The 25,707-nt window shown below is 61.7% G+C and carries 22 protein-coding genes; 6 read left to right on the top strand and 16 right to left on the bottom strand.

Annotated elements, in window-relative coordinates; genetic code table 11:
- The first annotated feature begins 89 nt into the window (after positions 1-89).
- Entirely contained in the window at positions 90-833 is a 744-nt protein-coding gene (locus P3T17_RS02470; protein WP_429404493.1) for a glycine zipper 2TM domain-containing protein, read from the top strand.
- A 114-nt stretch (positions 834-947) separates the two neighbouring features.
- Here the strand turns inward: P3T17_RS02470 and iscX are convergent, their stop codons facing one another.
- From iscX to P3T17_RS02410, 12 genes are all read right to left on the bottom strand, one after another.
- Complete coding sequence (iscX, locus tag P3T17_RS02465) at positions 948-1,145, bottom strand: Fe-S cluster assembly protein IscX (RefSeq protein WP_074264161.1); 198 nt, start codon at positions 1,143-1,145, stop codon at positions 948-950.
- Positions 1,146-1,158: 13 nt separating this feature from the next.
- Positions 1,159-1,500, bottom strand: coding sequence for an ISC system 2Fe-2S type ferredoxin (fdx, locus tag P3T17_RS02460; protein ID WP_074264160.1), 342 nt, complete (start codon positions 1,498-1,500; stop codon positions 1,159-1,161).
- 104 nt (positions 1,501-1,604) lie between these two features.
- Positions 1,605-3,476, bottom strand: coding sequence for a Fe-S protein assembly chaperone HscA (gene hscA / locus P3T17_RS02455; RefSeq protein WP_429404491.1), 1,872 nt, complete (start codon positions 3,474-3,476; stop codon positions 1,605-1,607).
- Between the two features lie 155 nt (positions 3,477-3,631).
- Positions 3,632-4,159 carry a Fe-S protein assembly co-chaperone HscB gene (hscB, locus tag P3T17_RS02450; RefSeq protein ID WP_074264158.1) on the bottom strand — a complete coding sequence of 176 codons (528 nt, stop codon included), beginning with the start codon at positions 4,157-4,159 and terminating at the stop codon, positions 3,632-3,634.
- Between the two features lie 164 nt (positions 4,160-4,323).
- Positions 4,324-4,647, bottom strand: a complete 324-nt coding sequence (iscA, locus tag P3T17_RS02445; protein ID WP_074264157.1) for an iron-sulfur cluster assembly protein IscA — start codon at positions 4,645-4,647, stop codon at positions 4,324-4,326.
- 17 nt (positions 4,648-4,664) lie between these two features.
- Positions 4,665-5,081 carry a Fe-S cluster assembly scaffold IscU gene (gene iscU / locus P3T17_RS02440; protein ID WP_429404489.1) on the bottom strand — a complete coding sequence of 139 codons (417 nt, stop codon included), beginning with the start codon at positions 5,079-5,081 and terminating at the stop codon, positions 4,665-4,667.
- Between the two features lie 73 nt (positions 5,082-5,154).
- Entirely contained in the window at positions 5,155-6,378 is a 1,224-nt protein-coding gene (locus P3T17_RS02435) for an IscS subfamily cysteine desulfurase (RefSeq protein WP_074264155.1), read from the bottom strand.
- A gap of 63 nt (positions 6,379-6,441) precedes the next feature.
- Positions 6,442-6,972 (bottom strand): Fe-S cluster assembly transcriptional regulator IscR, encoded by a 531-nt coding sequence (gene iscR / locus P3T17_RS02430; RefSeq protein WP_074264154.1) that lies wholly within the window; start codon positions 6,970-6,972, stop codon positions 6,442-6,444.
- 180 nt (positions 6,973-7,152) lie between these two features.
- A complete protein-coding gene (locus P3T17_RS02425; protein WP_429404487.1) occupies positions 7,153-7,650 on the bottom strand; it encodes a low molecular weight protein-tyrosine-phosphatase in 498 nt (165 codons plus the stop codon).
- A 121-nt stretch (positions 7,651-7,771) separates the two neighbouring features.
- Complete coding sequence (locus P3T17_RS02420) at positions 7,772-8,011, bottom strand: hypothetical protein (RefSeq protein WP_074266013.1); 240 nt, start codon at positions 8,009-8,011, stop codon at positions 7,772-7,774.
- Positions 8,012-8,167: 156 nt separating this feature from the next.
- Entirely contained in the window at positions 8,168-9,580 is a 1,413-nt protein-coding gene (locus tag P3T17_RS02415; protein ID WP_429404485.1) for a lactate utilization protein B, read from the bottom strand.
- Positions 9,581-9,610: 30 nt separating this feature from the next.
- A complete protein-coding gene (locus tag P3T17_RS02410) occupies positions 9,611-10,333 on the bottom strand; it encodes a (Fe-S)-binding protein (RefSeq protein ID WP_429404483.1) in 723 nt (240 codons plus the stop codon).
- Between the two features lie 192 nt (positions 10,334-10,525).
- On the opposite strand from P3T17_RS02410, the gene P3T17_RS02405 reads away from it, so the two are divergent.
- Complete coding sequence (locus tag P3T17_RS02405) at positions 10,526-11,332, top strand: IclR family transcriptional regulator (RefSeq protein ID WP_074264150.1); 807 nt, start codon at positions 10,526-10,528, stop codon at positions 11,330-11,332.
- Positions 11,333-11,485: 153 nt separating this feature from the next.
- Here P3T17_RS02405 and pbpG read toward each other — a convergent pair whose 3' ends face one another.
- Entirely contained in the window at positions 11,486-12,664 is a 1,179-nt protein-coding gene (gene pbpG, locus P3T17_RS02400; RefSeq protein ID WP_429404481.1) for a D-alanyl-D-alanine endopeptidase, read from the bottom strand.
- Positions 12,665-13,470: 806 nt separating this feature from the next.
- Between pbpG and P3T17_RS02395 the strand changes: the two genes are divergently transcribed.
- Complete coding sequence (locus P3T17_RS02395) at positions 13,471-14,043, top strand: phasin family protein (protein ID WP_074264148.1); 573 nt, start codon at positions 13,471-13,473, stop codon at positions 14,041-14,043.
- Between the two features lie 505 nt (positions 14,044-14,548).
- Here P3T17_RS02395 and lpdA read toward each other — a convergent pair.
- The 3 genes from lpdA to aceE form a co-directional block, all read right to left on the bottom strand.
- Positions 14,549-16,348, bottom strand: a complete 1,800-nt coding sequence (gene lpdA, locus P3T17_RS02390; RefSeq protein WP_429404479.1) for a dihydrolipoyl dehydrogenase — start codon at positions 16,346-16,348, stop codon at positions 14,549-14,551.
- 301 nt (positions 16,349-16,649) lie between these two features.
- Positions 16,650-18,311 carry a dihydrolipoyllysine-residue acetyltransferase gene (aceF, locus tag P3T17_RS02385; RefSeq protein ID WP_429404478.1) on the bottom strand — a complete coding sequence of 554 codons (1,662 nt, stop codon included), beginning with the start codon at positions 18,309-18,311 and terminating at the stop codon, positions 16,650-16,652.
- An 85-nt stretch (positions 18,312-18,396) separates the two neighbouring features.
- Complete coding sequence (gene aceE, locus P3T17_RS02380; protein ID WP_074264145.1) at positions 18,397-21,093, bottom strand: pyruvate dehydrogenase (acetyl-transferring), homodimeric type; 2,697 nt, start codon at positions 21,091-21,093, stop codon at positions 18,397-18,399.
- A gap of 276 nt (positions 21,094-21,369) precedes the next feature.
- Here aceE and fixL point away from each other — a divergent pair, with 276 nt between their 5' ends.
- From fixL to folD, 3 genes are all read left to right on the top strand, one after another.
- The gene (gene fixL, locus P3T17_RS02375) at positions 21,370-23,883 is read left to right on the top strand and encodes an oxygen sensor histidine kinase FixL (protein WP_074266012.1); all 2,514 of its coding nucleotides are present in this window, start codon (positions 21,370-21,372) and stop codon (positions 23,881-23,883) included.
- Positions 23,880-24,524: an oxygen response regulator transcription factor FixJ gene (gene fixJ, locus P3T17_RS02370; protein WP_011488992.1), complete on the top strand. Its 645-nt coding sequence runs from the start codon at positions 23,880-23,882 to the stop codon at positions 24,522-24,524. Before fixL ends, fixJ begins: the two co-directional genes overlap by 4 nt.
- Positions 24,525-24,774: 250 nt before the next feature.
- Positions 24,775-25,632 (top strand): bifunctional methylenetetrahydrofolate dehydrogenase/methenyltetrahydrofolate cyclohydrolase FolD, encoded by an 858-nt coding sequence (gene folD / locus P3T17_RS02365; protein ID WP_429404476.1) that lies wholly within the window; start codon positions 24,775-24,777, stop codon positions 25,630-25,632.
- The last annotated feature ends 75 nt before the right edge of the window (positions 25,633-25,707 follow it).

Raw genomic sequence — 25,707 nt, 5'->3', positions numbered from 1 at the left:
GTTACAAATTGAAACCCCGCGCGAGTCTGTCTGTCAGACACTTAAGTCTCGAAAAAACCACTCGGACTCTGCTCAAGACGGAGGTCATCATGGACAATCCTGGCAACACACAACCACGCCGAATTCACCCGCTTGTCGCGACCGCGGCAGGCGCAGTCATCATCGCGAGCCTCGCGGCCACAGCGGCTATCACGGGTCTGTTTCCCAAAGCGTCGAGCAACGGCGCGCAGACAGATCAAACCCAGGCGGCACAGGTGACTTCGCAGCCGTCGCAGCAAGTGGTCGATTCGGCGGCCCCGGCCAATCCGAACACCTACGCGCAGCAACAGCAGCCGCAGGCCGCCCAGCCTGCACAGGCTCAGGCACCAGCCGATGCTCAGACCCAGCAGCCCCAACCGGCTCCGGTCGCAGCGGCTCCTACGCCCGCGCAAGCGCAGTACGCACAGCAGCAACAGCAATCGGGCCAGTACGCACAGCAACCGCCGCCCCAACCCGCCTATTGCGCTAGTTGCGGGACCGTCGTAGCGATCTCAGCAGTGCGTCAGGAAGGCCATGGCACCGGCGTCGGCGCTGTGGGCGGTGCGGTGGTCGGCGGTCTGGTGGGCAACCAGTTCGGCGGCGGCGTGGGCCGCGGCGCGATGACGGTGCTGGGCGCAGTCGGCGGCGGCTTCGCGGGTAACGCGGTCGAGAAAAATATCCGCAGCACAACTGCCTACTCGGTGCATGTGCGTCTGGAGAGCGGCAAGAACCGTTACTTCACGTATCACGAAGCGCCGCCGTTCCAGCAAGGCGAGCGCGTGCATATCGAGAACGGCGCGCTCGTAGCAGGCTAAACAACGCGTCAGGAAGCGCGTCAAACAAAACGGCGATTCCAGATTTCACTGGAATCGCCGTTTTTCTTTCAGAGCCGGTCGAGATCGAGAGTCAATCCTGAACCCACAGCCCGCTCAATAATCCGCATCCTCGATCCAGGCCGTCTGGATCGCTTCGAGAATCTTCTCGTTCGAACGGTTCGGATCGTCGTCGAAGCCGTCCAGTTCGGTGACCCAGCGGTGCAGATCGGTAAACCGGATCTGCTGCGGGTCCACTTCCGGGTGCTTGTCGGTGAGGGCCATCGCGATGTCTTGCGTGTCGGTCCACTTCATGGCTGCGCTCCTGTTAGTGATTTTCCTTCGCGTGGTTGATCGAGTAACGCGGGATTTCAACGACCAGATCCTGGTCGACCGGCACCATCGCCTGGCACGACAGACGCGACTCCGGCTCGAGGCCCCAGGCCTTGTCGAGCAGATCGTCCTCGTCTTCCTCCGACGGCGTGAGCGCATTGAAGCCTTCGCGCACGAGCACATGGCAAGTCGTGCAGGCACACGATTTCTCGCAGGCGTGCTCGATTTCAATGCCGTGCTCCAGCAGATTGTCGCAGATGCTCTTGCCCGGCACAGCATCGATCACCGCGCCTTCCGGACACAGTTCGACATGGGGCAGCACAACGATTTGAGGCATACGATTTCCGTTTAGTCTGGGGCACAGCAGCCGGCGAGCCGGCTGCGTGCCATTTTACTGGTGACGCGCACCTTTGTTGACGCGCGTCACGTGATTCGTCGAGTTCAGATGTCGTCGAGCTTGCGGCCCGCCAGCGCGCGGCGGATGCCCTTGTTCATGCGGCGGGCGGCGAATTCGTCGGTACCTTCGGCCACTGTCTTGGTCGCCGCTTCGATCGCGTCCACGTCATCGCTTTGCGCCACGTTGCGCAAAGCGGTGAGCAGGCCGTCGAGTTCGGCGCGCTCGGCTTCGTCAAGCAGGTCGGCATCAGCAGCCAGCGCCGCATCCGTCGCTTCGACCAGGCGTTGCGCTTCCACTTGCGCCTCACGCAGCGCGCGGGCTCGCATATCGACTTCGGCGGTACTGAAGCTGTCTTCGAGCATTTTGGCGATGTCGTCGTCGGCGAGGCCGTATGACGGCTTCACCACCACCGACGCTTCCACGCCCGACAACTGCTCACGCGCAAACACCGACAGCAGGCCATCGGCATCGACCTGATAGGTCACACGAATGCGCGCTGCGCCGGCCGCCATCGGCGGAATGCCGCGCAGTTCGAAGCGCGCGAGCGAGCGGCAATCCGCTACCAGTTCGCGTTCGCCCTGCACGACGTGGATCGCCATCGCCGTCTGGCCGTCCTTGAAAGTCGTGAAATCCTGCGCACGCGCCACCGGAATGGTCGAATTGCGCGGAATGATCTTCTCGGTCAGTCCACCCATCGTCTCAACGCCAAGCGACAGCGGGATGACGTCGAGCAGCAGCCAATCGTCGCCGTCGGCGCTGCGGTTGCCGGCCAGCAAATCGGCCTGGATCGCCGCGCCGAGCGCGACCACTTCGTCCGGGTTGAGATTGGTCAGCGGCGGCTGGCCGAAGAACGCTTCGACCGCGCGGCGGATCACCGGCATGCGGGTCGCGCCCCCCACCAGTACCACGCCCTTGATTTCCTTGGTGGTGACCTTGGCGTCGCGCAGTGCTTTCTTGGTCGGCCCGAGCGTGCGCTGCACCAGCGCCTGCGTGATGGCTTCGAAAGCAGCCTCGTCGATCGTCAGATCGAGCTGGGTGCCGTTGGAGAGCGTCGCCTTCAGCGTTGATAGCGGTGCCTCCGACAACGCCTCCTTGGCCACGCGTACGTTGTCCAGCAGCATGCGCACGTCTTCGGCAGCGAGCGTCTGCGGTGCGATGCCGGCCTGCTCGAGCGCATGACGGTACAGCGCGTGATCGAAATCGTCGCCGCCGAGCGCGGAGTCGCCGCCCGCTGCGAGCACTTCGAAAACGCCTTTGGTGAGCTTGAGGATCGACAGATCGAACGTGCCGCCGCCGAGGTCGTACACGGCGTAGAGGCCTTCGGAGCCGTTGTCGAGGCCGTAGGCAATCGCCGCTGCAGTCGGCTCGTTGAGCAGGCGCAGAACATTGAGACCGGCCAGACGCGCGGCGTCCTTGGTGGCCTGGCGCTGCGCTTCGTCGAAATACGCCGGCACGGTGATGACGGCGCCGACCAGATCGTCGCCAAGCGAGTCTTCCGCACGCTGCCGCAGCGTCGCGAGAATTTCCGCCGACACTTCGACCGGGCTCTTCACGCCATCGACGGTGCGGATCTGCACCATGCCCGGTGCGTCCACAAAATCGTACGGCGCATTCTCGGCGCCTTCGACCTCGCTCTTGCCGCGGCCCATGAAGCGCTTGACCGAGACGATCGTGTTACGCGGATCGCTCGCTGCTTCCGCCTTGGCGGTACGGCCGATGCGGCGGCCGCCCTTCTCCAGATAACGCACCACCGACGGTAGCAGCACATGGCCGTCCTCGTCGGGCAGCACGTCGGGAACGCCACTACGCACTGCAGCGACAAGGGAATTGGTGGTGCCAAGATCGATACCGACCGCGAGGCGCCGCTGATGCGGCGCGGGCGCCATGCCGGGTTCGGAGATTTGCAGTAAAGCCATCTGAGATCTTCTTCGGGGAACGTTCGGCCCCGTCCTGAATGGTTCGCGTTGCTGGGTTGAACGCTACGGCTGGTTGTCGCGGCGTCCCGTTTGCATCCGGCCTGTTTCCAATCGCGTCCGCTTACGTGCGTTTGCGCTGATCTGCTTCGTTCGCTTCAGTTGTCGAGCCGTTCGATCTGCGTGCCGATTTCCGCCGCCACGCGTTCGATGAACATCAACTGCCGCACCGCCTCGCCCGCCGCCTGATCCGCGCCGCTGTCGAGCAGTGCACCGAGTTTCGTGAAGCGCACCCGCTCTTCGTCGCGCAACTCGGTGAGCAAGGCGTCGAGTGCGTCGACATTCTTCGCCGCCGCAGCATCCTCGATACCTTCACGCCATTCCATCTGCTGCATCAGGAATGCCGGCTCCATCGCCGTATTGTTCTCCGCGCCGACATCGATGCCGCGCAGCGACAACAGATACGTGGCGCGCTTCAACGGATCGCGCAGGGTCTGATACGCCTCGTTCGTGCGCGTCGCCCATTGCATCGCGATGCGCTTTTGCGCGTCGCCAGCAGCGGCAAAACGGTCGGGGTGAACCTGCGACTGCACCGTACGGTACGCATGATCGAGCGCACTGGCGTCGAGCGCGTATTGGGCCGGCAGGTCGAACAGGTCGAAGTGGCTGTCGTTCAGCGAGGCCATCGAATGATGTAATCCGTTCAAAAAGCGCACCTGAGTTTCAGGCATCAAGTGCAACGTAAGGTGCAACCAGGCACACAAAGCACAACGCAAGGTACAACGACGTGCGACAAATTAAAAAGGCGGCCCGCGCCGCCTTTTTTCCGCTTCACGCGGACTGAACCTGCTCAGACGCGGAACGATTCGCCGCAGCCGCACTCGTCCTTGACGTTCGGGTTGTTGAACTTGAAGCCTTCGTTCAGCCCTTCGCGTGCAAAGTCGAGTTCCGTGCCGTCGATGTAAGCCAGGCTTTTCGGATCGACGATGATCTTCACGCCGTTGCACTCGAATACCTGATCTTCCGGCGCGAGTTCGTCCACATACTCGAGCTTATAGGCGAGGCCTGAGCATCCGGTCGTGCGCACGCCCAGCCGCAACCCAACACCCTTGCCACGCCGGGTCAGGAATTTCTGGACGTGATTTGCTGCCTTCTCGGTCAACGTAATTGCCATAGCGTTTCTCAACGGCCTTAAGCAGTCTGGTGCTTTTCGCCCGCTTCCGCGGTTTCGCCATGACGTTGCTTGTAGTCAGCCACGGCTGCCTTGATCGCGTCTTCCGCGAGGATCGAGCAGTGGATCTTGACCGGCGGCAACGCCAGTTCTTCGGCGATGTGGGTGTTCTTGATTTCCATGGCCTGATCGAGCGTCTTGCCCTTCACCCATTCAGTGACGAGCGAGCTCGACGCGATGGCCGAACCGCAGCCGTACGTCTTGAACTTCGCGTCTTCGATGATGCCGTCCGCGCCCACGCGGATCTGCAGCTTCATCACGTCGCCGCAGGCCGGCGCGCCGACCATGCCGGTACCGACTGCATCGTCGTCCTTGGCGAAGGAACCGACGTTGCGCGGATTTTCGTAATGGTCCAGAACCTTGTCGCTATAAGCCATGATTACACTCCTTGATTCGTTTCAACCTGCATTCGGTGCGATGTTTCGTGCAGCGTAGCGTCGCAGTCAAACCTCAGTGCGCCGCCCACTGGATCGTCGAAATATCGATCCCGTCCTTGTACATTTCCCACAGCGGCGACAGATCGCGCAGCTTCGAAATCTTGGTCTTCAGCAGGTTGATGACGTAATCGACGTCCTGCTCCGTCGTGAAGCGGCCCACCGTAAAGCGGATTGAGCTGTGCGCCAGTTCGTCGTTGCGGCCAAGCGCGCGCAACACATACGACGGCTCGAGCGACGCCGACGTGCACGCCGAACCCGACGACACCGCCACGTCCTTCACCGCCATGATCAGCGATTCACCTTCGACGAAGTTGAAGCTGATGTTCAGGTTGTGCGGCACACGCTTTTCCATGTCGCCGTTCACGTAGGTTTCTTCCATGTCTTGCAGACCGCGCAGCAGACGGTCGCGCAGCATGCGAATGCGCTCGTTTTCCGTTGCCATTTCTTCGCGGGCAAGACGGAACGCTTCGCCCATGCCGACGATCTGGTGCGTCGCCAGCGTGCCCGAACGCATACCGCGCTCGTGACCGCCGCCGTGCATCTGCGCTTCGATACGGATACGCGGCTTGCGGCGCACATACAGCGCGCCGATGCCCTTCGGACCATACGTCTTGTGTGCCGAGAACGACATCAGATCGACCTTCAGCTTTTGCAGGTCGATCGTGATCTTGCCGGTGGCCTGAGCGGCGTCGACGTGGAAAATGATGCCCTTTTCACGGGTGATCTCACCGATCGCCTCGATGTCCTGAATCACGCCGATCTCGTTGTTGACCGACATTACCGAGACCAGAATCGTGTCGGGGCGCAGCGCAGCCTTGAACACGTCGAGGTCGATCAGACCGTCGTCCTTCACGTCCAGATACGTGACTTCGAAGCCTTCGCGCTCGAGCTCGCGGCAGGTGTCAAGCACAGCCTTGTGCTCGGTCTTCACCGTGATGATGTGCTTGCCCTTGCTCTTGTAGAAGTGCGCGGCACCCTTGATGGCCAAGTTGTCCGACTCCGTGGCACCCGAGGTCCAGATAATTTCGCGCGGATCGGCATTCACCAGCGCCGCGACGTTCTCGCGCGCTTCCTCGACCGCACGTTCCGCGTCCCAGCCGTACGAGTGGCTACGCGATGCAGGGTTGCCGAACTGCTCACGCAGATACGGAATCATCTTGTCCACCACGCGCGGGTCGACCGGAGTCGTGGCGCTGTAGTCCATGTAAATGGGCAGGTGGGGAATGTCGTTGTTCATGAATCGCTCCGGGGACATCATTGCTCTGGCTTCTGGGTTCCGAGTTCGCTGGCTTCGCGGGGTCTAGGAACCGGCCATGTTAAAAACGGAATTCGGTCCGCGTGGCGCGACCCGGGCGGGTTCGACCGCCGGCGCCTCGCTGCGGCGGTCGCGCAGCACGGCGGGCGCGCCCTCGCGCGAGCGCTGCTGATCGACCAGATCCTTTAGCGATACCGAATCGAGGTACTCGACCATTTTCTGGTTCAGCGTGGACCACAGTTCGTGCGTCATGCAGTGGCCGTCGTGCTGCTTGGTGCCTTCGCAGGTGCCTTTGCCGCCGCATTGGGTGGCATCGAGCGGTTCGTCGACAGCAATGATGATGTCTGCGACGGTCACGTTCTCGGCGCGGCGGGCCAGATTGTAGCCACCGCCGGGGCCGCGCACCGACTCCACGATCTCGTGGCGGCGCAGCTTGCCGAACAACTGCTCAAGGTAGGACAGGGAAATATGCTGGCGCTGGCTGATACCCGCAAGCGTCACCGGGCCCTGCTCCTGGCGCAGTGCCAGGTCAATCATCGCCGTGACGGCGAAACGGCCTTTCGTGGTGAGTCTCATGATGTTGGGGATCGCAATTCTCGACAAGTTTGCTCAAGTATAAATACATGAGCAAATTAGTCAAGTATCCCTATCGCGATTTGGGTCATTTGCTTAATTGAGGCGGCGCGCCTGAAAAGCCTGCAGACAGGCCCTGAAGCCAGCCACCACGAACACCTTGAGCACTAAAGTGCTACGCCCTCAAGGCACCAGTTGCGGGTGCAATGCTGCGATCAGACCCCGGCAAGCCGCCTCGCACTGATCGAGGACCTGCTCGAAGCCTTCGTCGCCGCCAAAATAGGGATCGGTCACTTCCCGCTCCCCCGCCCACCGGCTGTCGGCCTCGGGGACAAACTCCATCAGCAGACGGATCTTGTCGCGCTGGGCCGGCGGGCAGATCCGGCGCAACGCGGCGACGTTGGCGTCGTCCATTGCGACCAGCAGATCGAAATGCTCGAAATCCGCCGCACCGATCTGCCGGCCGCGCAGCCCGGACAGGTCGTAGCCGCGCTGGGCGGCGGCACGCTGCGCCCGCTCGTCAGGCGCAGCGCCGATGTGCCAGTCGCCGGTACCGGCCGAATCGATCGCAATGCGTTCTTGCAGCTTCGCTTCACCCACCTGATGCCGCATCACCCCTTCCGCGGTCGGAGAACGGCAGATGTTCCCGAGGCAGACAAAACAGATGGAGATGGTTTTCATCAAGGCTCTGGATGCAGTGCATCCGGATAGGGTTAGGCAACAGTGCCGCGATTATACAAAGGTGCTGAAAATCTCGCCGCGCAGGCGCACCGCCGCCTTAACCGCGCCGCGCGCCTGGTGTTCAGGACGCTTCTGAAGCCTGCACTGAGGTGACCGCCCGCATGGGCTTGACCGGCGCGGCACTATCGTCGCCGACCAAACCATACGAAACAGTTCGCGCCAGTTCCGCCGTGAGCTGCGATGCGCCGAGCGGCGACTGCGAGACCGGGGAAGCGCTCTCGCTGCTGACATACATATAGGCTGCCGCTGCGAACGGCACAAACACGGCCAATGGCCAGTACATCGATATTGTCTTTTTCATGATGTCGTTCTCTTCCGATTGGGGCATCCGGAGCTTGTGACCCACTATGCCCAGTCGAAATCATATAGAACTAATCAATTGGTATAAACCCACCCTGGTGAGATAGAGCGTTGCTCTGGAGATAACAGTGCCAGTCCGCGACGCGGGCCGTCCCCTTCAGCCGAGGTGGCTGCGCTGCGCGGCGTATAGCTCGCGGAACGTACGCCCGACCGGCGCCGGCATGTCTCGGGTGTTGGTCCAGCCGGCCGCGAGCGGCAGCCGGCTGATGGCGCGCCGACGCCCGCCCATCATCTCCAGAACGCGCACCGCCAGCTTGGCAAACAACGCATAGGCATCCGGATGCAGCGCGAGGAAACCCCACACGGCCAGCCCCGCGCGCTCGCGCCACGGTCGCAGGTGCCGCTCCACCTGCTTCTCGCGCAGCTTGCGCAGCAGGCCCGAGAGGGGAATGCCGACCGGACAGACGCTATCGCATTCACCGCACAGCGTGGCGGCCTGTGGCAGATCGAGCGCGTTGTCGATACCGACGTAGCTCGGTGTCAGCACCGAGCCCATCGGCCCCGGATAGACCCAGCCGTAAGCGTGGCCACCGATCTTCTGATAAACCGGGCAGTGGTTCATACAAGCGCCGCAGCGGATACAGCGCAGCATCTCCTGGAAGTCGCCGCCGATCAGCCCGGTGCGCCCGCCATCGACCAGCACCACATACATATGCTCCGGGCCATCCTGATCGCCCGGCCCGCGCGGCCCTGTCAGCACCGAGAAGTAGTTCGAGGTCGACTGGCCGGTCGCCGAGCGCGGCAGCAGGCGCATCGCGGTCGCGAGATCTTCGAGCGTCGGCAGCACTTTCTCGATCCCCGTCACCGCCACGTGCACGCGCGGCATCACTGTGCACATGCCCTCGTTGCCTTCGTTCGTCACGAGCGCGACTGAACCGGTCTGCGCTACCAGAAAATTGCCGCCGGTCACGCCCATGTCAGCCGTCATGAAATGCGGACGCAGCACCTCACGCGCCTCGCGGGTCATCTCGGTGATTTCGGTCAGGCGCGGCCGCTGATGGGTTTTGGCAAACAGATCGGCAATCTCGTCCTTATCCTTATGGACGACCGGCGCGATGATATGGCTCGGCGCCTCGTTGTCGTTGATCTGCAGGATATATTCGCCGAGATCGGTCTCGATCGACTGCACGCCCATCTGGCCGAGCACTTCGTTCAGACGCATTTCCTCGGTGACCATCGATTTGGTCTTGATCACCTTCCTGACGTCGTGCCGACGCGCGATGTCCGCGACGAGCTGGGCTGCTTCCCGCGTGGTCTCCGCAAACAGCACCGTGACGCCGCGCCGGGTCGCCTCGCGCTCGAAGGTCTCAAGCCAGACGTCGAGGTTTTCCAGTGCGCGGTTGCGGCGCTCCTTGAGCGCGGCGCGCGTCGCCGCGAAGTCGATCGCCGTAATCGCGGTGGCCCGGGCCGAAACGAACTTCGTCGACAGCTTGGTGAGGTTCTGCTGCAGACGCTGGTCGGCGAGCTTCTCGCCTGCGCGCGCCTTGAACTGCATCGTTTGAACTTGCATGGCGGCCTTTGGGAGGATTCGCGTGGGGACTTAAGCGTCGCCGGCGAGCACCTGCGCGATATGCAGCACGCGCGTAGTGGTGTCGCCCTTGCGGCGCAAACGGCCTTCTATATTGAGCATGCAGCCGAGGTCGCCCAGCACTACCGTGCCCGCGTCGCTCGCGCCGATATTCGCGCATTTCTCATCGACGATCGCCGTCGAGATATCGCCATACTTGACCGCGAACGTGCCACCGAAGCCGCAGCAGTGCTCGCAATCCTTCATCTCGGTGACGGTCACGCCAGCCTGCGCCAGCAACGTGCGCGGCTGCGACTTGACGCCCAGTTCGCGTAAGCCCGAGCAGGAATCGTGATACGTCACCGGCCCCGCGAACTCGCCCGGCGGCAACTGCACCCTGGCGACGTTGACGAGGAAATCGGTCAGCTCATACACCTTTGGACGCAGGCGGCCGAAGCGGATCATCATTTCCGGATCGTCGCCGAACAGGTCGCCGTAGTGCACGCGGATCATGCCGCCGCACGAACCGGACGGCACCACGATGTAATCGAACTGCTCGAATTCCCGCAGCGTTTTCTGGGCCAGATCGCGCGCCAGACGGCGATCGCCGGAATTGTAGGCGGGCTGCCCGCAGCAGGTTTGCGCCGGCGGCACCATCACCTCGAAGCCAGCGCCCTCGATCAGCTTGATCACCGAGAAACCGATCTCGGGACGCATCAGGTCAATCAGACAGGTGACGAACAAACCGACTCGCATAGGCGCTCCTTCGGGAAAACGTCCCTGATTATCCGCTGTTTATCGAGCAATACCAACGCCAAAACCGGTCAACGCGCCAGACGGCGAACAGTCGCCGCAGATTCGAAGGCAGCCTCGAACGACGTTCGCTTTTTTCACAATACGATATACAATCAATTCTCCGCTGTTTGACGCGTCAACCGATTTCTCCCCATGAGCGATACGAACCCGGATCCCAAGACTTCGATCCAGGTGATCGAGCGCATGATGCGCCTGCTGGATGCCCTGGCTGCGCATACCGACCCGGTCAGCCTGAAGGAACTCGCGCTAGGCACCGAGCTGCACCCCTCCACGGCGCACCGCATCCTTAACGACATGGTGACGTGCCGTCTCGTCGACCGTTCGGATCCGGGCACCTACCGGCTCGGCATGCGCCTGCTGGAGCTGGGCAATCTGGTCAAGGCGCGTCTGTCGGTGCGCGATGCTGCGTTGACGCCAATGCGCGAACTGCACCGCCTGACCGGCCAAACGGTGAATCTCTCGGTGCGTCAGGGCGATGAGATCGTCTATATCGAGCGCGCCTATTCCGAGCGTTCCGGCATGCAGGTCGTACGTGCCATTGGCGGGCGGGCGCCGCTGCATCTGACATCGGTCGGCAAGCTGTTCCTCGCCGCAGACGAATCCACACGTGTGCGCGCTTACGCGACACGCACGGGCCTTTCGGGGCACACCCAGAATAGCATTACCGACCTCGGCAAACTCGAACGCGAACTGTTGCACGTGCGCCAGCACGCCTGCGCGCGCGATAACGAGGAACTGGAACTCGGCGTGCGCTGCATCGCAGCGGGTATCTATGACGACACCGGCAAGCTGGTCGCGGGCCTGTCGCTGTCGGCACCGGCCGATCGCCTGCAAGACTCGTGGCTTGGGCAGTTGAGCAAGACTGCCCTGGTGATCTCCGCCTCGCTCGGCTATCAGCCCGAGACGCCGCCCGCCAGCGCGCATCATCAGCATGCCTGATTAAACAGAGCGTGTAGCCTGGTGGCTGCGAATGGATGCGCCATATGCAAAAAGCCCCGCAAATGCGGGGCTTTTTGTTTGCGCTGCTGATTGCCTTAGGCCGAAACCAGGTGCCACGTCGAGGCGGCAACCCTCATACGCGGCTCCTGGCTTTCAGGTACCCGCGCCGCCAGCGTCGGCACTGGTGATGTGCTGCTCGCCACCGTTGTCGAGCCAGTTACGTAGACGCGTCGCATCGGCAAAGCGCGTGTACTTGCCCGACGAATCGAGCAACACCACGATCATCGGACGGCCGTGAATGGTCGTCTGCATCACCATGCACTCACCCGCTTCGTTGATGAAACCGGTCTTCTGCAGACCGATATCCCACGTTGGGTTGCGCACCAGCGCGTTCGTGCTGTTATAGGCGATCGAACGCTTGCCCGTGTAGACCTCGTAGCTACGATCCGTCGAGAACTCGCGGATCATCGGATACTGATAAGCCGCGTTGACCATCTTCACCAGGTCGCGCGCGCTCGACACGTTCTCGCTCGTCAGACCCGATGGGCTTTCGAAGTGCGTGTCCGTCATGCCGAGTTGCTTGGCCTTCGCGTTCATCGCCGCGATAAAGGCCGGACGGCCGCCCGGGAAGTAACGCGACAGCGCTGCGGCCGCGCGGTTTTCCGAAGCCATCAGCGCAATGTGCAGCATGTCTTCACGCGAAAGCACCGAACCGACCGCGAGACGCGAACCGGTGTTCTTGATGTAGTCGCGGTCTTCGTCCGTGACTTCGATCTGCTCGGTCAGCGGTGCCTTCGAATCCAGCACCACCATGGACGTCATCAGCTTGGTGATCGAGGCGATTGGCACCACGGCGCGCGAGTTTTTGTCGAACAGCGATTCGCCGGTGTTTTGATCGACCACATACGCGACGCTCGAGCGCAAGGCCAGTGCATCAGGCGTGTCGTGCAGGCCGAACGCCTGGCCGACCGTCGGCTGACGCGGTTCGAACGCAACCTGGCGGACCACCGAGCGGCGGCGGCCGTTCATCGTGTACGAAACACGGTGGCGGCGGCTTTCGACGCGCGGTGCGTCGTCGTCCGCTGCCGCGACCTTCGCGGCTTTGGAAGACTTCGCGGCGACGGCGGAACCCTTGCGGGCCGATTTCGCGGTTTTGAGGGTTTTCTTGCCGGATTTGGCAGGGGCGGTAGCGGCCTTGGCCGCTGTAGCCGCGAAAGCGTCGACAGGCGCAGCAAACGCGGCTGCGATGACCACCGAGGCGGCCACCGACATAGCGGTGCTGATGGCCACGCCATGGATCACTTTTAGCGACGAAAACATGTCGGTTTTCATTGGTGTTCTGTCAGGGGCGGCTGGAGTTTTACGCAAGTGTAGTAAAACCACGAAAAATTAGCAATATTAAGCACTTATCGGCGCTCCTTAAACCGGCTTGTAAGATCCGATTGCAGAGAGGCTATAAGCTTTGCGCACTCGATCGAAAAAAACGATCAAATCCGCGGATGTTTGTCGGGGCTGTTACGTGCCCATTTCGGGCAATGCTCACAGCATAACGGCAATTTAAAGACAACCTTGATCAGGGGAACTACGGTCGCTTCGCGTGGCTGCAAAACGCCGCTGGCCAGTGCCCCGTGGGCGTTCCCCAAGGCACCCGCCAATGTGCCGACCAGCAGGAAGTTAAGCATCTGCTGCGTATCGATCCATCGCGCATTCGACCGGGATGGTGGATTAACGTTCCGTGACAGATTCCGGTTTACATCGAATGTTGTTTTCTCACCTCTTGCCCAAAAAAGTTTGCTCCGCCCTACCCTGCGAAGGATCGTCGCAAAAACGTCCCTTTGGCCGTTCTGGCGGCAAAAACCGTCGTGCTAAAACGCACCAGCACTGTGCAGCAGCCAATCTGACATGCTCCCGGCATATGTCATATGTGCTCCATAACGCATTGTTTTGTCGAGATATTCTCGATATTGTGCGACGCACAAAAAGAGCTTGACATTCGCTGCCACCATCCTAAAATGAGACCTATTGCTGCGATGCACCATGAATCGTGGCGTGATGTGTGATTCAGGTTTCGATGTACCGGATTTACCGTTAACCCAATACGGTCCGCATCAGACGGACCGTCATCCAGGAGCGTAAACATGTCTCTGCTGACCCCCGAGCAAATCGCCGCAGCCCAGAAAGCAAACCTTGAAACCCTCTTCGGCCTGACGACCAAGGCATTCGAAGGCGTGGAAAAGCTGGTTGAGCTGAACCTGCAAGTCGTGAAGTCGACGCTCGCGGAAAGCCAGGAAAATGCGCAACGCGCTCTGTCGGTGAAGGATGCGCAGGAATTTTTCGCGCTGCAGGCGGGCCTCACGCAGCCGCTGTCGGAAAAGGCGCTGTCGTATGGCCGTCACGTGTATGAAATCGTGTCCGCTACGCAAGCCGAGTTCGCCCGTGTTGCCGAAGCACAGTACGAAGAGCAAAACCGCAAGGTGCAATCGCTGGTCGAAAACGTGGCCAAGAACGCACCGGCCGGTTCGGAAACCGCTGTCGCCGTGATCAAGTCGGCTATTACCGCCGCCAACACGACGTACGAAACGGTTCACAAGGCAACCAAGCAAGCTGTGGAAATCGCCGAAAGCAACTTCAACGCAGCCGCTACGGCAGCGTCGAAGGCCGCTTCGCAAGCCGCCGCTCAAGCTTCGCGCTCGGCCAAGAAGGCTGTCTAAGCTTCAGCTTAGGCTTCACTCGGGTGAGACTGCGTTGTGTCGATCCGGCATGAACGGCATCACCTGAAGTTTGATTCGCATTAGCTTCTCGCGCTTCAACATGCGCGGGCCGGTTCGAAAGCCGGCCCGCGCCTATCGTAGCAACAGCGTCGTGCGGCCTCGCATGCTATGCGTGTGCCGCGTGGGCCAACGCTCCGATACGTTGAACAGCGTATCGTTTGCCCGGCGAAGGCCGGGATTTTTTTGCCCCGGCTGTGGCTAGCCTCGTACACGGGGCAGACAAACGAAGCGCGTGACACACAAGCGTGGCGAATGCCCTGCCCCGCTGAAAACAGAACGGCGCGCCCTTTGCGGGGCGCGCCGTTCTGTTTGTGTCGCTGACTTTCGCGGCTGACGTCCGCGGTTCATCTCTGAAGCCAACTATAGAAACCCGCCACCACGCGAACCGTGGGCCAATCGGCGACGCCCGCGCTTCGCCAGCGAGCACAAGCGTCCCCTTACCGCCTTACTTCTTTTTCTGCGGCGGCAGATCGGTACAGACGCCTTCGTACAGCTCAGCGGCCATGCCGACCGATTCGCCAAGCGTCGGATGCGGATGGATGGTCTTGCCGATATCGGTTGCGTCGGCACCCATTTCGACGGCGAGACACACTTCGCTGATCAGGTCACCGGCATTCAGACCAACAATCCCGCCACCGATGACCCGATGCGTGGTCTCGTCGAAGATGAGCTTGGTGAAGCCCTCATCGCGACCATTGGCGATAGCGCGACCCGAAGCAGCCCACGGGAACACAGCCTTGCCGTACTTGATACCTTCGGCCTTGCACTGATCTTCCGTCTTGCCGGCCCAGGCCACTTCCGGATCGGTGTAAGCCACCGACGGGATCTGCAGCGCGTCGAAGTACGCCTTCTCACCGTGCGCAACTTCAGCGGCGACGTGACCTTCATGCACCGCCTTGTGGGCGAGCATCGGTTGACCGACGATATCGCCGATCGCGAAGATGTGCGGCACATTGGTGCGCATCTGCTTGTCGACGTCGATGAAACCGCGATCCGTCACAGCGACGCCGGCCTTGTCGGCACCGATCTTTTTGCCGTTCGGGCTACGGCCCACGGCAACCAGCACGAGATCGTAGCGCTGCGGTTCAGCCGGAGCCTTCTCGCCTTCGAAGGTGACGTAGATGCCATCGTCCTTGGCCTCAGCGGCGGTGGTCTTGGTCTTCAGCATGACGTTAGCGAAACGCTTGCTGTTGTACTTCTCCCAGACCTTGACGAGATCGCGATCGGCGCCGGCCATGAGACCGTCGAGCATTTCGACGACATCGATTTTCGCGCCGAGCGTGGAGTACACCGTGGCCATTTCCAGACCGATGATGCCGCCACCGATGACGAGCATGCGCTGGGGAATCTGACGCAGCTCGAGCGCGCCGGTCGAATCGACGACCCGCGGATCTTGCGGAATGAACGGCAGCTTGACCGCTTCCGAACCGGCAGCAATGATGGCCTGCTTGAACTTGACGACCTTCTTGCCGCTTTCGGTGACGACTTCCATGTGATGCGGATCGACGAACGTCCCGGTGCCCGTGACGACTTCGACCTTGCGCATCTTGGCCATCCCAGCGAGACCACCGGTGAGCTTCTTGACGACACCGGACTTGAAATCGCGGAGCTTGTCGAGATCGATCTGCGGCTTGCCGAACGTGATGCCGTGCGAGCCAAGCGCCTCAGCCTCGTCAATGACGAGGGCCGTATGCAGCAGCGCCTTGGACGGAATACAACCCACATTCAGACAGACGCCACCGAGCGTGGAATAACGTTCGACGAGCACGGTCTTCATGCCCAGATCGGCGGAGCGGAACGCAGCGGAATAGCCGCCAGGCCCCGAACCGAGCACGACCATATCGCATTCGATGTCAGCGTTACCGGAGTAGCTCCCCGCTTGAGGCGCGGCGGCCGGTTGCTTGGGAGCGGCAGCAGGCGTCGGAGCGGGCGCCGCCTGAGGTTTAGCTTCCGCTTGAGCGGGCGCCTTCTCGGGTTCTTTGGCAGCCTTGGCAGGTGCAGCTTCAGCGGACGATTCGACGATAGCGATGATGGTCCCCTGGGAGACCTTATCACCGGTTTTGACGCGCACTTCCTTGACGGTGCCGGCGGTATCGCTGGGCACTTCGATGGAAGCCTTATCGGACTCGAGCGTCAAGAGAGCTTGTTCGTTCTCGATGACATCGCCCGGCTTGATATTGACTTCGATGACATCGACATCCTTGAAATCACCGATGTCCGGCACTTTCACTTCGACGAGACTCATAGTGTCCCCTTCTCTTATTGATCGTTGACGAGGAAGCGCTACAAGAACCGCCTCAACAGGGTCTAAAAGCTGGCAGCGTGCTAGACAGAAGCATCCTTTGCCGTCCGCCCAAGGACGCGCCTTTCTTTTGCCTACTTTTCTTTGGAAGACGACCCGAAGGTAGTCCCTGTGGGACAAAGAAAAGTAGGTGCCGCCCCGCACAGGGGCGACACTAATAGACCGACATGAAAGCAGGTTCAACGAGGGACATGGATAACCACCAAAAACCCACATCCCTCGGCGCAAAGACGACGTCAAACAATCAAAGAATCACACGCCGAAAATCGGCAAGAATCGCACCCAGATACGCATTGAACCGCGCAGCTTCAGCCCCATCAATCACCCGATGGTCATACGACAGCGAAAGCGGCATAGTCAACCGGGGCACAAACTGCTTCCCATCCCAGACGGGCTTCATAGCGCTGCGCGACAGCCCAAGAATGGCCACTTCAGGCGCATTGATAATCGGCGTGAAGTGCGTCCCACCGATCCCGCCAAGGGAAGAGATAGAGAAGCACCCGCCCTGCATCTGATCCGGCTTGAGCTTGCCCTCACGAGCCGCCTTGGACAGATCAGCCATCTCCCTGGCGATATCGACGAGCCCCTTCTTGTCCGCATCGCGAATCACGGGCACCACGAGACCATTAGGCGTATCCGCAGCAAACCCAACGTTGTAGTACTGCTTGAAAACGAGCGTATCGCCATCAAGGCTTGCATTAAACGTCGGGAACTTCTTCAACGCGGAAACGACTGCCTTGATTACAAAAGCCAGCATGGTGAACTTCACACCAGCCTTCTCGTGTTCCTTGTTCAACTGCACGCGCAGCGCTTCGAGTTCGGTGATATCCGCTTCGTCGTTATTGGTGACGTGCGGAATCATGACCCAGTTGCGATGCAGGTTCGCGCCGGAAATCTTCTTGATACGCGAGAGCGGCTTCGGATCGACCGGACCGAACTTCGTGAAATCGACCTTCGGCCACGGCAGCAGATTCAGCTCGCCGCCACCGCCGGCAGCAGGCGCAGCAGCAGCCGGAGCCGCACGCTGACCGCTCATCACACCCTTGATGAATGCAGTGACGTCGTCCTGCGTAATGCGGCCCTTCGGCCCCGTACCCTGTACGCTTGCAACATCCACACCCAGTTCGCGCGCGAACTTGCGCACGGACGGCGACGCATGACTCGCGTGACGGCCACCCTCGCCTGACGGGATCACCGGAGCCTGTGCAAGCGCGGACGGCGCTGCCGGCGCCGGACTCGGCGTAGCCGGTGCGTCGGACGGCTTCTCGACTGCCTGCTTCGGCGTCGCGGCCGGTGCGGGAGCCGGAGCAGCCGCGCCGCCTTCCGCTTCGATCACCACGATCACGGAGCCTTCCGACACCGTATCGCCGATCTTGACCTTCAGTTCCTTGACGACGCCCGTGGCCGTGCTCGGCACGTCCATGGTCGCCTTATCGGATTCCAGCGTAATGAGCGACTGTTCCTTCTCGACACGGTCGCCGACCTTCACCGCGATCTCGATCACGGGAATGTCCTTGTAGTCGCCGATATCCGGGACCTTCACTTCCTGCACGCCGCCACCGCTCGAGGCGGGCGCAGGCGCAGGTGCAGCAGCCGGTGCCGGAGCGGGAGCCGCAGCAGCACCATTCGCCTGCGCAGCAGCCGGCTTCTCAGCCGCGCCACCATCAGCGCCTTCCAGCACGACGATCAACGAGCCTTCCGACACGTTATCGCCCACCTTGACCTTCACTTCCTTGACGGTACCGGCGGCCGAGCTCGGCACGTCCATGGTCGCCTTATCGGATTCCAGCGTGACGAGCGACTGCTCTTTCTCGACGGTATCACCCGCCTTCACCAGCACCTCGATTACAGGGATGTCCTTGTAATCGCCGATGTCCGGCACCTTGACTTCGATCGCTTGACTCATTGTTGGTGTCTCCTGGGCCGCGCACGCAACCCGCCCCTGGCGATCAGGAGCAGACGCGCACGCATGGCACTCGGGGAATGATGCCTTAGACGGTCATCGGGTTGGGTTTGGCCGGATCAAGGTTGTACTTCTTGAGCGCCTCTGCGACGACCTTGCGTTCGATCGTGCCTTCATCTGCCAGTGCATTCAACGCGGCAACCGTGACCCAGTAGCGGTCCACTTCGAAGAAGTGACGCAGCTTTTCACGGGTATCCGAACGGCCGTAGCCATCCGTGCCCAGCACGACGAACTTCTGCGGCACGAACGCACGGATCTGCTCGGTCAGCGCGCGCACATAGTCGGTCGATGCGATGACCGGCCCTTGTGCGTCCTTCAGCAGCTTCTCGACGTGCGAGACCTTCTTCTCTTCGGTCGGATGCAGCAGGTTCCAGCGCTGCACTTCGTGGCCTTCGCGGGCCAGTTCCGTGAAGCTCGGCACGCTCCAGAGGTCGGCAGCGACGCCCCAGTCGTTCTTCAGCAGGTCGGCTGCAGCGATCACTTCATTGAAGATCGTGCCCGCGCCCATCAGTTGAACGCGCGGAGCCTTGGCGTCGGCCTCGGCCTTCCTGAACGCATACATGCCCTTGATGATGTCAGACGCTACGCTGTCGCCCTGCGGAATCGCCGGGTGCTCGTAGTTCTCGTTCATCACGGTGATGTAGTAGTACACATCTTCCTGATCCGCGACCATGCGGCGCAGACCGTCCTGCATGATGACGGCGAGTTCGTAACCGAACGTCGGGTCATAGCTGATGCAGTTCGGCACCGAAGCCGCCCACAGCAGCGAGTGGCCGTCTTCGTGCTGCAGACCTTCGCCGTTCAGCGTCGTACGGCCGGCGGTGCCACCCAGCAGGAAGCCGCGCGAACGCATGTCGCCCGCGGCCCACGCCAGATCGCCGATACGCTGGAAGCCGAACATCGAATAGAAGATGTAGAACGGGATCATGATCTCGCCGTGCGTCGAGTACGACGTCGCGGCAGCGATCCAGTCCGCCATACCGCCGGCTTCGTTGATCCCTTCCTGCAGGATCTGGCCGGTTTCCGATTCGCGGTAGAACATCAGCTGGTCGGAGTCTTCCGGCACGTACTTCTGGCCGTCCTGATTCCAGATACCGATCTGGCGGAACAGGCCTTCCATACCGAACGTACGCGACTCGTCCGGCACGATCGGCACGACGCGCTTGCCGAGCGCCTTGTCCTTCAGCAGGATGTTGAGAATCCGCACGAACGCCATCGTCGTGGAGATCTCGCGGCCTTCGCCCGTGCCCTTCAGCAGCGGCTCGAACACGTCGAGCGCCGGCACCGGCAGCGACTCCGCCTTCTGACGACGCGCCGGCAGATAGCCGCCGAGGTCCTGGCGGCGAGCGCGCATGTACTCGAGTTCCTTCGAACCTTCTTCGAACTTGAGATACGGCACGTTGACGATATCTTCGTCGGAGATCGGCAGGCGGAACTGGTCGCGGAATTTCTTCAGCTGATCCACGTGCAGTTTCTTCTGCTGGTGGGTGATGTTCATCGCCTGACCGGCTTCGCCCATGCCGTAGCCCTTGATCGTCTTGGCGAGGATCACGGTCGGCTGGCCCTGCGAATTCGATGCTTCCTGGAACGCCGCGTAAATCTTGTGCGGATCATGGCCGCCGCGGTTCAGGTTCCAGATGTCCTCATCGGACCATTCGGCAACCAACGCCTTCAGTTCCGGCGTATTGAAGAAGTGCTCGCGCACGAACGCGCCGGACTCCGACTTGTACGTCTGATACTCGCCGTCGACGACTTCCATCATCCGGCGCATCAGCGCACCCGACTTGTCGCGCTGGAACAGCGCATCCCAGCGGCTGCCCCAGATCACCTTGATGACGTTCCAGCCCGCACCGCGGAATTCGCTTTCGAGTTCCTGGATGATCTTGCCGTTACCGCGCACCGGTCCATCCAGGCGCTGCAGGTTGCAGTTGATCACGAACACCAGGTTGTCGAGGCGTTCGCGGCCGGCCATGCCGATCGCGCCGAGCGATTCCGGCTCATCCGTTTCGCCGTCGCCGAGGAACGCCCAGACCTTGCGGCCTTCGGTCTTGACGATGCCGCGCGCCTGCAGGTACTTCATGAAGCGCGCCTGATAGATCGCCATGATCGGGCCAAGGCCCATCGAGACGGTCGGGAACTGCCAGAAGTCCGGCATCAGCCACGGGTGCGGATACGAGGAGATGCCCTCGCCGCCCACTTCCTGACGGAAGTTGTCGAGCTGGCCTTCGGTCAGACGGCCGAGCAGGAACGCGCGCGAGTACACACCCGGCGACGAATGGCCCTGCACGAACACGAGATCGCCACCGTGCTTGTCCGACGGTGCATGCCAGAAATGGTTGTAGCCGACGTCATACAGCGTGGCAGCCGAGGCGAACGAGGCAATGTGACCGCCGACGTTGGTGTCCTTGCCGGCACGCAGCACCATCGCAATGGCGTTCCAGCGCGTGTACGAGCGGATCCGGTGTTCGAGGTCCTGGTCGCCGGGAATCGGCACCTGACGCGACACAGGAATCGTATTGATGTAGGGGGTATTGGCAGAGAACGGCAGGTGTTCGCCATGCACACGCGCAAATTCGATCTGTTTCTCGATCAGGTAGTGGGCGCGGTCGGGACCTACAGCAGAAATCACGCCATCTAGCGCTTCCAGCCATTCGCCGGTTTCCTGCGGATCATCGTCTTTCTCGGCGGCGACATATTTCATGACTTCGTCGGGTACAGCGGACATGCTCGTCTCCTGGGGGATAAGGAACGCTCTTTGAACAGACGACGCGGACGAGGGCCGGCCGCGGCAGCTTCGGGCCGATTGTAATAAGGCGCTCGCCGTCTGCGCAACAAAATTTTCGAATTACGAGATCGTTTCTCATAATGCGGAATATTGTTGCGGCGCACCCTGGTTTGGCTGCCTTTCAACGGATACGTCGGCTAGTTTGCTCCGATTAGCGGCACTTTCAGCGATTTTTTGCGCCATTTGCTAGCGACACGCTGCGCTACAATGCCAGCCATGTTGACCGAACGGCTTTTCGCACGCTCGGCGCGGCCGTCCGGTTCGCCGGCGGATTCGTCGCCGTCCCGCTGGCACCATGGACCATGGTGGTCGAACTCCTATTTGCTGACGCCGCTCCTGTCGATCCTGGTGTTCCTGGTCGTCATGAGCCTGATTCTGTGGAGCCTGAACCGTCGCGAGCAACAGCAGCAGGAAGACACGCTGTACCGCAACGTGGCGTGGGCCCAGCAACAGATTCGCCTGTCCATGACGGGCGCGCAGGAACAGATCCAGGCACTCGCACGTGACATCGCCGCCGGCCACGCCGACCAGCATTCGTTCCAGGTGTCTACCACGGACATCCTGCAGGGCCATCCCGAAATCCTCTACATGAACTGGTACACGGCGCAGCAACAGCCGCGCTGGCCCAATACCGCGCTGCCGGTGCTCGGCCAGCGGCTCGCCAGACCCAGTGACGAACAGATGGACGAAGCCGTAAAGGCCGCCTTCAACGATGCGCGCAACTCGCGCCGCCAGACCTACTCACCGCTCTTCTACGACGACCTCGGCAACGGCTATCTGACGTTGCAGACGCCGGTGTACCGCGACCGCGAGTTTCTCGGCTCGATCGCCGCGGTGTTCTCGATCGAAGGTGTGCTGAAGCACGACATCCCGCCTGAGCTGTCGGCCAAGTACAAGATCTCGATCATCGACCTGAACAATCGCGAACTTGCCACCACGTCGACGCGCCCGCGCCTGCCGCGCGACGCGTTCTACGACCTGCCGCTCGACCCGCCCGGCCAGGGCGTCTCGGTGCGCGTCTATGCGTACCCGCAGATGACCAACTTCACGAACAACACGCTCGTGTGGCTGGTCGCAGGTCTGTCGTGCTTCGTGCTGTGGAGTTTGTGGAGCCTGTGGAAGCACACCCGGCAGCGCTTCGAAGCACAGCAGGCGCTGTACGCAGAAGCGTTCTTCCGTCGTGCGATGGAAAACTCCGTGCTGATCGGCATGCGCGTGCTCGACATGCATGGCCGCATCACCCACGTCAATCCGGCCTTTTGCCGCATGACAGGCTGGGACGAAAGCGACCTCGTCGGCAAGCAGGCGCCGTTCCCCTACTGGCCGCGTGACGCCTACCCCGAAATGCAGCGCCAGCTCGACATGACGCTGCGTGGCAAGGCGCCCTCGTCCGGCTTCGAGCTGCGCGTGCGGCGTAAGGACGGATCGCTCTTCCATGCCCGGCTCTATGTCTCGCCGCTGATCGACAGCTCGGGCCGTCAGACTGGCTGGATGTCGTCGATGACCGACATCACCGAACCGAAACGCGCCCGCGAAGAACTCGCCGCCGCGCACGAGCGCTTCACCACCGTGCTCGAAAGTCTCGATGCCGCTGTGTCCGTGCTCGCCGCCGACGAAGCCGAGCTTCTGTTCGCTAACCGCTACTACCGCCATCTCTTTGGCATCCGCCCGGACGGCCACCTGGAATTAGCGGGCGGCGGGTTCGATAGCGCACAGGCGTCGTCGGATTCGATCGATATGGTCGATGCCTATGCGGGCTTGCCCGCCGCCGCACTGACCGAAAGCACCGCGGACGCCCAGGAAGTCTATGTCCAGGGCATCCAGAAATGGTTCGAAGTGCGCCGCCAATACATCCAGTGGGTAGACGGCCATCTGGCGCAGATGCAGATTGCAACCGACATCACCACTCGCAAGCAGGCCCAGGAACTCGCGCGCCAGCAGGACGAGAAGCTGCAGTTCACCAGCCGTCTGATGACGATGGGTGAAATGGCTTCTTCGCTTGCTCACGAGCTGAACCAGCCGCTCGCGGCAATCAATAACTATTGCTCCGGAACGGTTGCACTGGTTAAATCAGGTCGGACAACGCCTGACAATCTGCTGCCCGTGCTCGAAAAGACCGCGCAGCAGGCGGTGCGGGCAGGCATGATCATCAAGCGGATCCGTGAATTCGTGAAGCGCAGCGAGCCGAAACGCCAGGCCACCCGTGTCGCCGATATCGTGGCGGACGCGGTTGGGCTTGCCGAAATCGAGGCGCGCAAGCGCCGTATTCGCATCGTCACGGACCTGCGTTCGCGGCTGCCGGTGATCTATGTGGACCCGGTGCTGATCGAGCAGGTGCTCGTGAACCTGTTGAAGAATGCGGCTGAAGCCATGCACGATGCGCGGCCTAATGCAGTCGATCCGGTGATCCGCGTGGTCGTGCGGCTCGATAGCGGGTTCGTCTGCATCAGCGTCGTCGACCAGGGGCCGGGCGTCGACGAAGCGACGGCCGAGCGTCTGTTTGAACCGTTTTACAGCACCAAGTCCGATGGCATGGGCATGGGGCTGAATATCTGCCGTTCGATTATCGAATCGCATCGCGGCCGTCTGTGGGTGGTCAACAACGTCGAATCTGACGGCCACATCACAGGCGCCACGTTCCATTGCAGTCTGCCTATTGGAGAGCCTGATACCCCGAGCAACGGCGGGGCACAGGCGCCGACACCACAAACCGTTACGGGAGAGCTATGAACAGCCCAGTCACCACACAGGAAACAGTCTTTGTCGTCGACGACGACGAGGCCGTGCGAGATTCGCTGCGCTGGCTGCTGGAGGCGAACGGCTACCGCGTGCAGTGCTTCTCCAGCGCCGAGCAGTTCATCGACGCCTGGCAGCCGCACACGCACCCGGGGCAGATCGCGTGTCTGATCCTCGACGTGCGGATGTCCGGCATGAGCGGTCTCGAGTTGCAGGAACGCCTGATCGCCGACAACGCCTCGCTGCCGATCATCTTCGTGACGGGCCACGGCGACGTGCCCATGGCCGTGTCGACGATGAAGAAAGGCGCGATGGACTTTATCGAAAAGCCGTTCGACGAAGCCGAACTGCGCAAGCTGGTCGAGCGCATGCTCGATAAGGCGCGCAGCGAAAGCACCAGCGTGCAGCAGCAACGTGCCGCTGCCGAGCGGCTGGGCAAGCTGACCGCGCGTGAGCATCAGGTGCTCGAGCGCATCATCGCCGGCCGTCTGAACAAGCAGATCGCCGACGACCTCGGCATCAGCATCAAGACAGTGGAAGCGCACCGGGCCAACATCATGGAAAAGCTCAACGTCAACACGGTCGCCGATCTGCTGCGACTGGCGCTGTCGAACAAGCCGCAACCGGCGCAGTAAGCCGGCGTCGTTGCAAAGGCAGTAGAGGTGCGCGGCTAGGGCTGGCCGCGTACCTTGCTTGCCGCAGGACTTCATCCTCTCCCCTCGCGCTTCTCGCGCCACTCCGCAATCGTCCCGTGCATCCTGGCTGAAAGAGCGCCGGGCCGCGCCGGTATAATCCTGTACTTCGTCGCCGCGCCCGATTTGCACATCCAGGCGCACCGCACGCCCCCGCATTCCGAACACCACCCTATCTCGACCTCGACCGACCATGACAGCCAAACTGATCGACGGCAACGCCCTCTCCAAGACCTTGCGCGGCGATGTCGCGACCCGCGCCGCCGCTCTCACCGCTCGCGGCCACCAGCCGGGCCTCGCGGTCGTGCTGGTCGGCGACAACCCGGCCAGCGAAGTGTATGTGCGCAACAAGATCAAGGCCTGTGAAGACAACGGCCTGCACTCTTCGTATGACCGCTATCCCGCTACGCTGTCGGAGGCCGATCTGCTCGCGCGCATCGACGCCTTGAACAACGACCCGAAGATTCACGGCATCCTCGTGCAACTGCCGTTGCCGAAGCATATCGATAGCCACAAGGTGATCGAAGCGATCGCACCCGAGAAAGACGTGGACGGCTTCCACGTCGCCAACGCAGGTGCGCTGATGACCGGCAAGCCGTTGTTCCGCCCCTGCACGCCGTACGGCGTGATGAAGATGTTCGAGGCCTACGGCATCGACCTGAAGGGCGCGAACGCGGTGGTGATCGGCCGCTCGAACATCGTCGGCAAGCCGATGGCGTTGCTGCTGCTCGAAGCGGGTGCGACGGTCACGATCTGCCACAGCAAGACGCGCGATCTGGCCGCGCATACGCGCAACGCCGACGTGGTGGTGGCTGCCACGGGTCTGCGCAATATCCTGACGGCGGAGATGGTGAAGCCGGGCGCAGCGGTGATCGATGTGGGTATGAATCGCGACGAGGCCGGCAAGCTGTGCGGCGATGTCGATTTCGCTGGCGTGAAGGAAGTAGCCGGCTTTATCACGCCGGTGCCGGGCGGTGTCGGCCCGATGACGATCACGATGCTGCTCGTCAATACGATCGAAGCGGCCGAACGCGCGGCTGGCCAGGCATAAGGCGGTTCAAGCGTAACGAAGCCGGCGCATTCGCTGCGGCAAGCGCGGTGCTTGCGGCGCGGGCGCTAGCCGTAT

Source organism: Paraburkholderia sp. GAS82 (assembly GCF_050436285.1).
Lineage (GTDB): Bacteria > Pseudomonadota > Gammaproteobacteria > Burkholderiales > Burkholderiaceae > Paraburkholderia > Paraburkholderia phenazinium_B.
The sequence above is the reverse complement of the archived record's forward strand: the minus strand, read 5'-3'. Positions and strand labels throughout refer to the sequence as shown.

Excerpts from the sequence above, each read along its gene's own strand:
- P3T17_RS02470 (WP_429404493.1), top strand. The coding sequence starts at position 90 with ATGGACAATCCTGGCAACACACAACCACGCCGAATTCACCCGCTTGTC.
- iscX (WP_074264161.1), bottom strand. The coding sequence starts at position 1,145 with ATGAAGTGGACCGACACGCAAGACATCGCGATGGCCCTCACCGACAAG.
- fdx (WP_074264160.1), bottom strand. The coding sequence starts at position 1,500 with ATGCCTCAAATCGTTGTGCTGCCCCATGTCGAACTGTGTCCGGAAGGC.
- hscA (WP_429404491.1), bottom strand. The coding sequence starts at position 3,476 with ATGGCTTTACTGCAAATCTCCGAACCCGGCATGGCGCCCGCGCCGCAT.
- hscB (WP_074264158.1), bottom strand. The coding sequence starts at position 4,159 with ATGGCCTCGCTGAACGACAGCCACTTCGACCTGTTCGACCTGCCGGCC.
- iscA (WP_074264157.1), bottom strand. The coding sequence starts at position 4,647 with ATGGCAATTACGTTGACCGAGAAGGCAGCAAATCACGTCCAGAAATTC.
- iscU (WP_429404489.1), bottom strand. The coding sequence starts at position 5,081 with ATGGCTTATAGCGACAAGGTTCTGGACCATTACGAAAATCCGCGCAAC.
- P3T17_RS02435 (WP_074264155.1), bottom strand. The coding sequence starts at position 6,378 with ATGAACAACGACATTCCCCACCTGCCCATTTACATGGACTACAGCGCC.
- iscR (WP_074264154.1), bottom strand. The coding sequence starts at position 6,972 with ATGAGACTCACCACGAAAGGCCGTTTCGCCGTCACGGCGATGATTGAC.
- P3T17_RS02425 (WP_429404487.1), bottom strand. The coding sequence starts at position 7,650 with ATGAAAACCATCTCCATCTGTTTTGTCTGCCTCGGGAACATCTGCCGT.
- P3T17_RS02420 (WP_074266013.1), bottom strand. The coding sequence starts at position 8,011 with ATGAAAAAGACAATATCGATGTACTGGCCATTGGCCGTGTTTGTGCCG.
- P3T17_RS02415 (WP_429404485.1), bottom strand. The coding sequence starts at position 9,580 with ATGCAAGTTCAAACGATGCAGTTCAAGGCGCGCGCAGGCGAGAAGCTC.
- P3T17_RS02410 (WP_429404483.1), bottom strand. The coding sequence starts at position 10,333 with ATGCGAGTCGGTTTGTTCGTCACCTGTCTGATTGACCTGATGCGTCCC.
- P3T17_RS02405 (WP_074264150.1), top strand. The coding sequence starts at position 10,526 with ATGAGCGATACGAACCCGGATCCCAAGACTTCGATCCAGGTGATCGAG.
- pbpG (WP_429404481.1), bottom strand. The coding sequence starts at position 12,664 with ATGAAAACCGACATGTTTTCGTCGCTAAAAGTGATCCATGGCGTGGCC.
- P3T17_RS02395 (WP_074264148.1), top strand. The coding sequence starts at position 13,471 with ATGTCTCTGCTGACCCCCGAGCAAATCGCCGCAGCCCAGAAAGCAAAC.
- lpdA (WP_429404479.1), bottom strand. The coding sequence starts at position 16,348 with ATGAGTCTCGTCGAAGTGAAAGTGCCGGACATCGGTGATTTCAAGGAT.
- aceF (WP_429404478.1), bottom strand. The coding sequence starts at position 18,311 with ATGAGTCAAGCGATCGAAGTCAAGGTGCCGGACATCGGCGATTACAAG.
- aceE (WP_074264145.1), bottom strand. The coding sequence starts at position 21,093 with ATGTCCGCTGTACCCGACGAAGTCATGAAATATGTCGCCGCCGAGAAA.
- fixL (WP_074266012.1), top strand. The coding sequence starts at position 21,370 with ATGTTGACCGAACGGCTTTTCGCACGCTCGGCGCGGCCGTCCGGTTCG.
- fixJ (WP_011488992.1), top strand. The coding sequence starts at position 23,880 with ATGAACAGCCCAGTCACCACACAGGAAACAGTCTTTGTCGTCGACGAC.
- folD (WP_429404476.1), top strand. The coding sequence starts at position 24,775 with ATGACAGCCAAACTGATCGACGGCAACGCCCTCTCCAAGACCTTGCGC.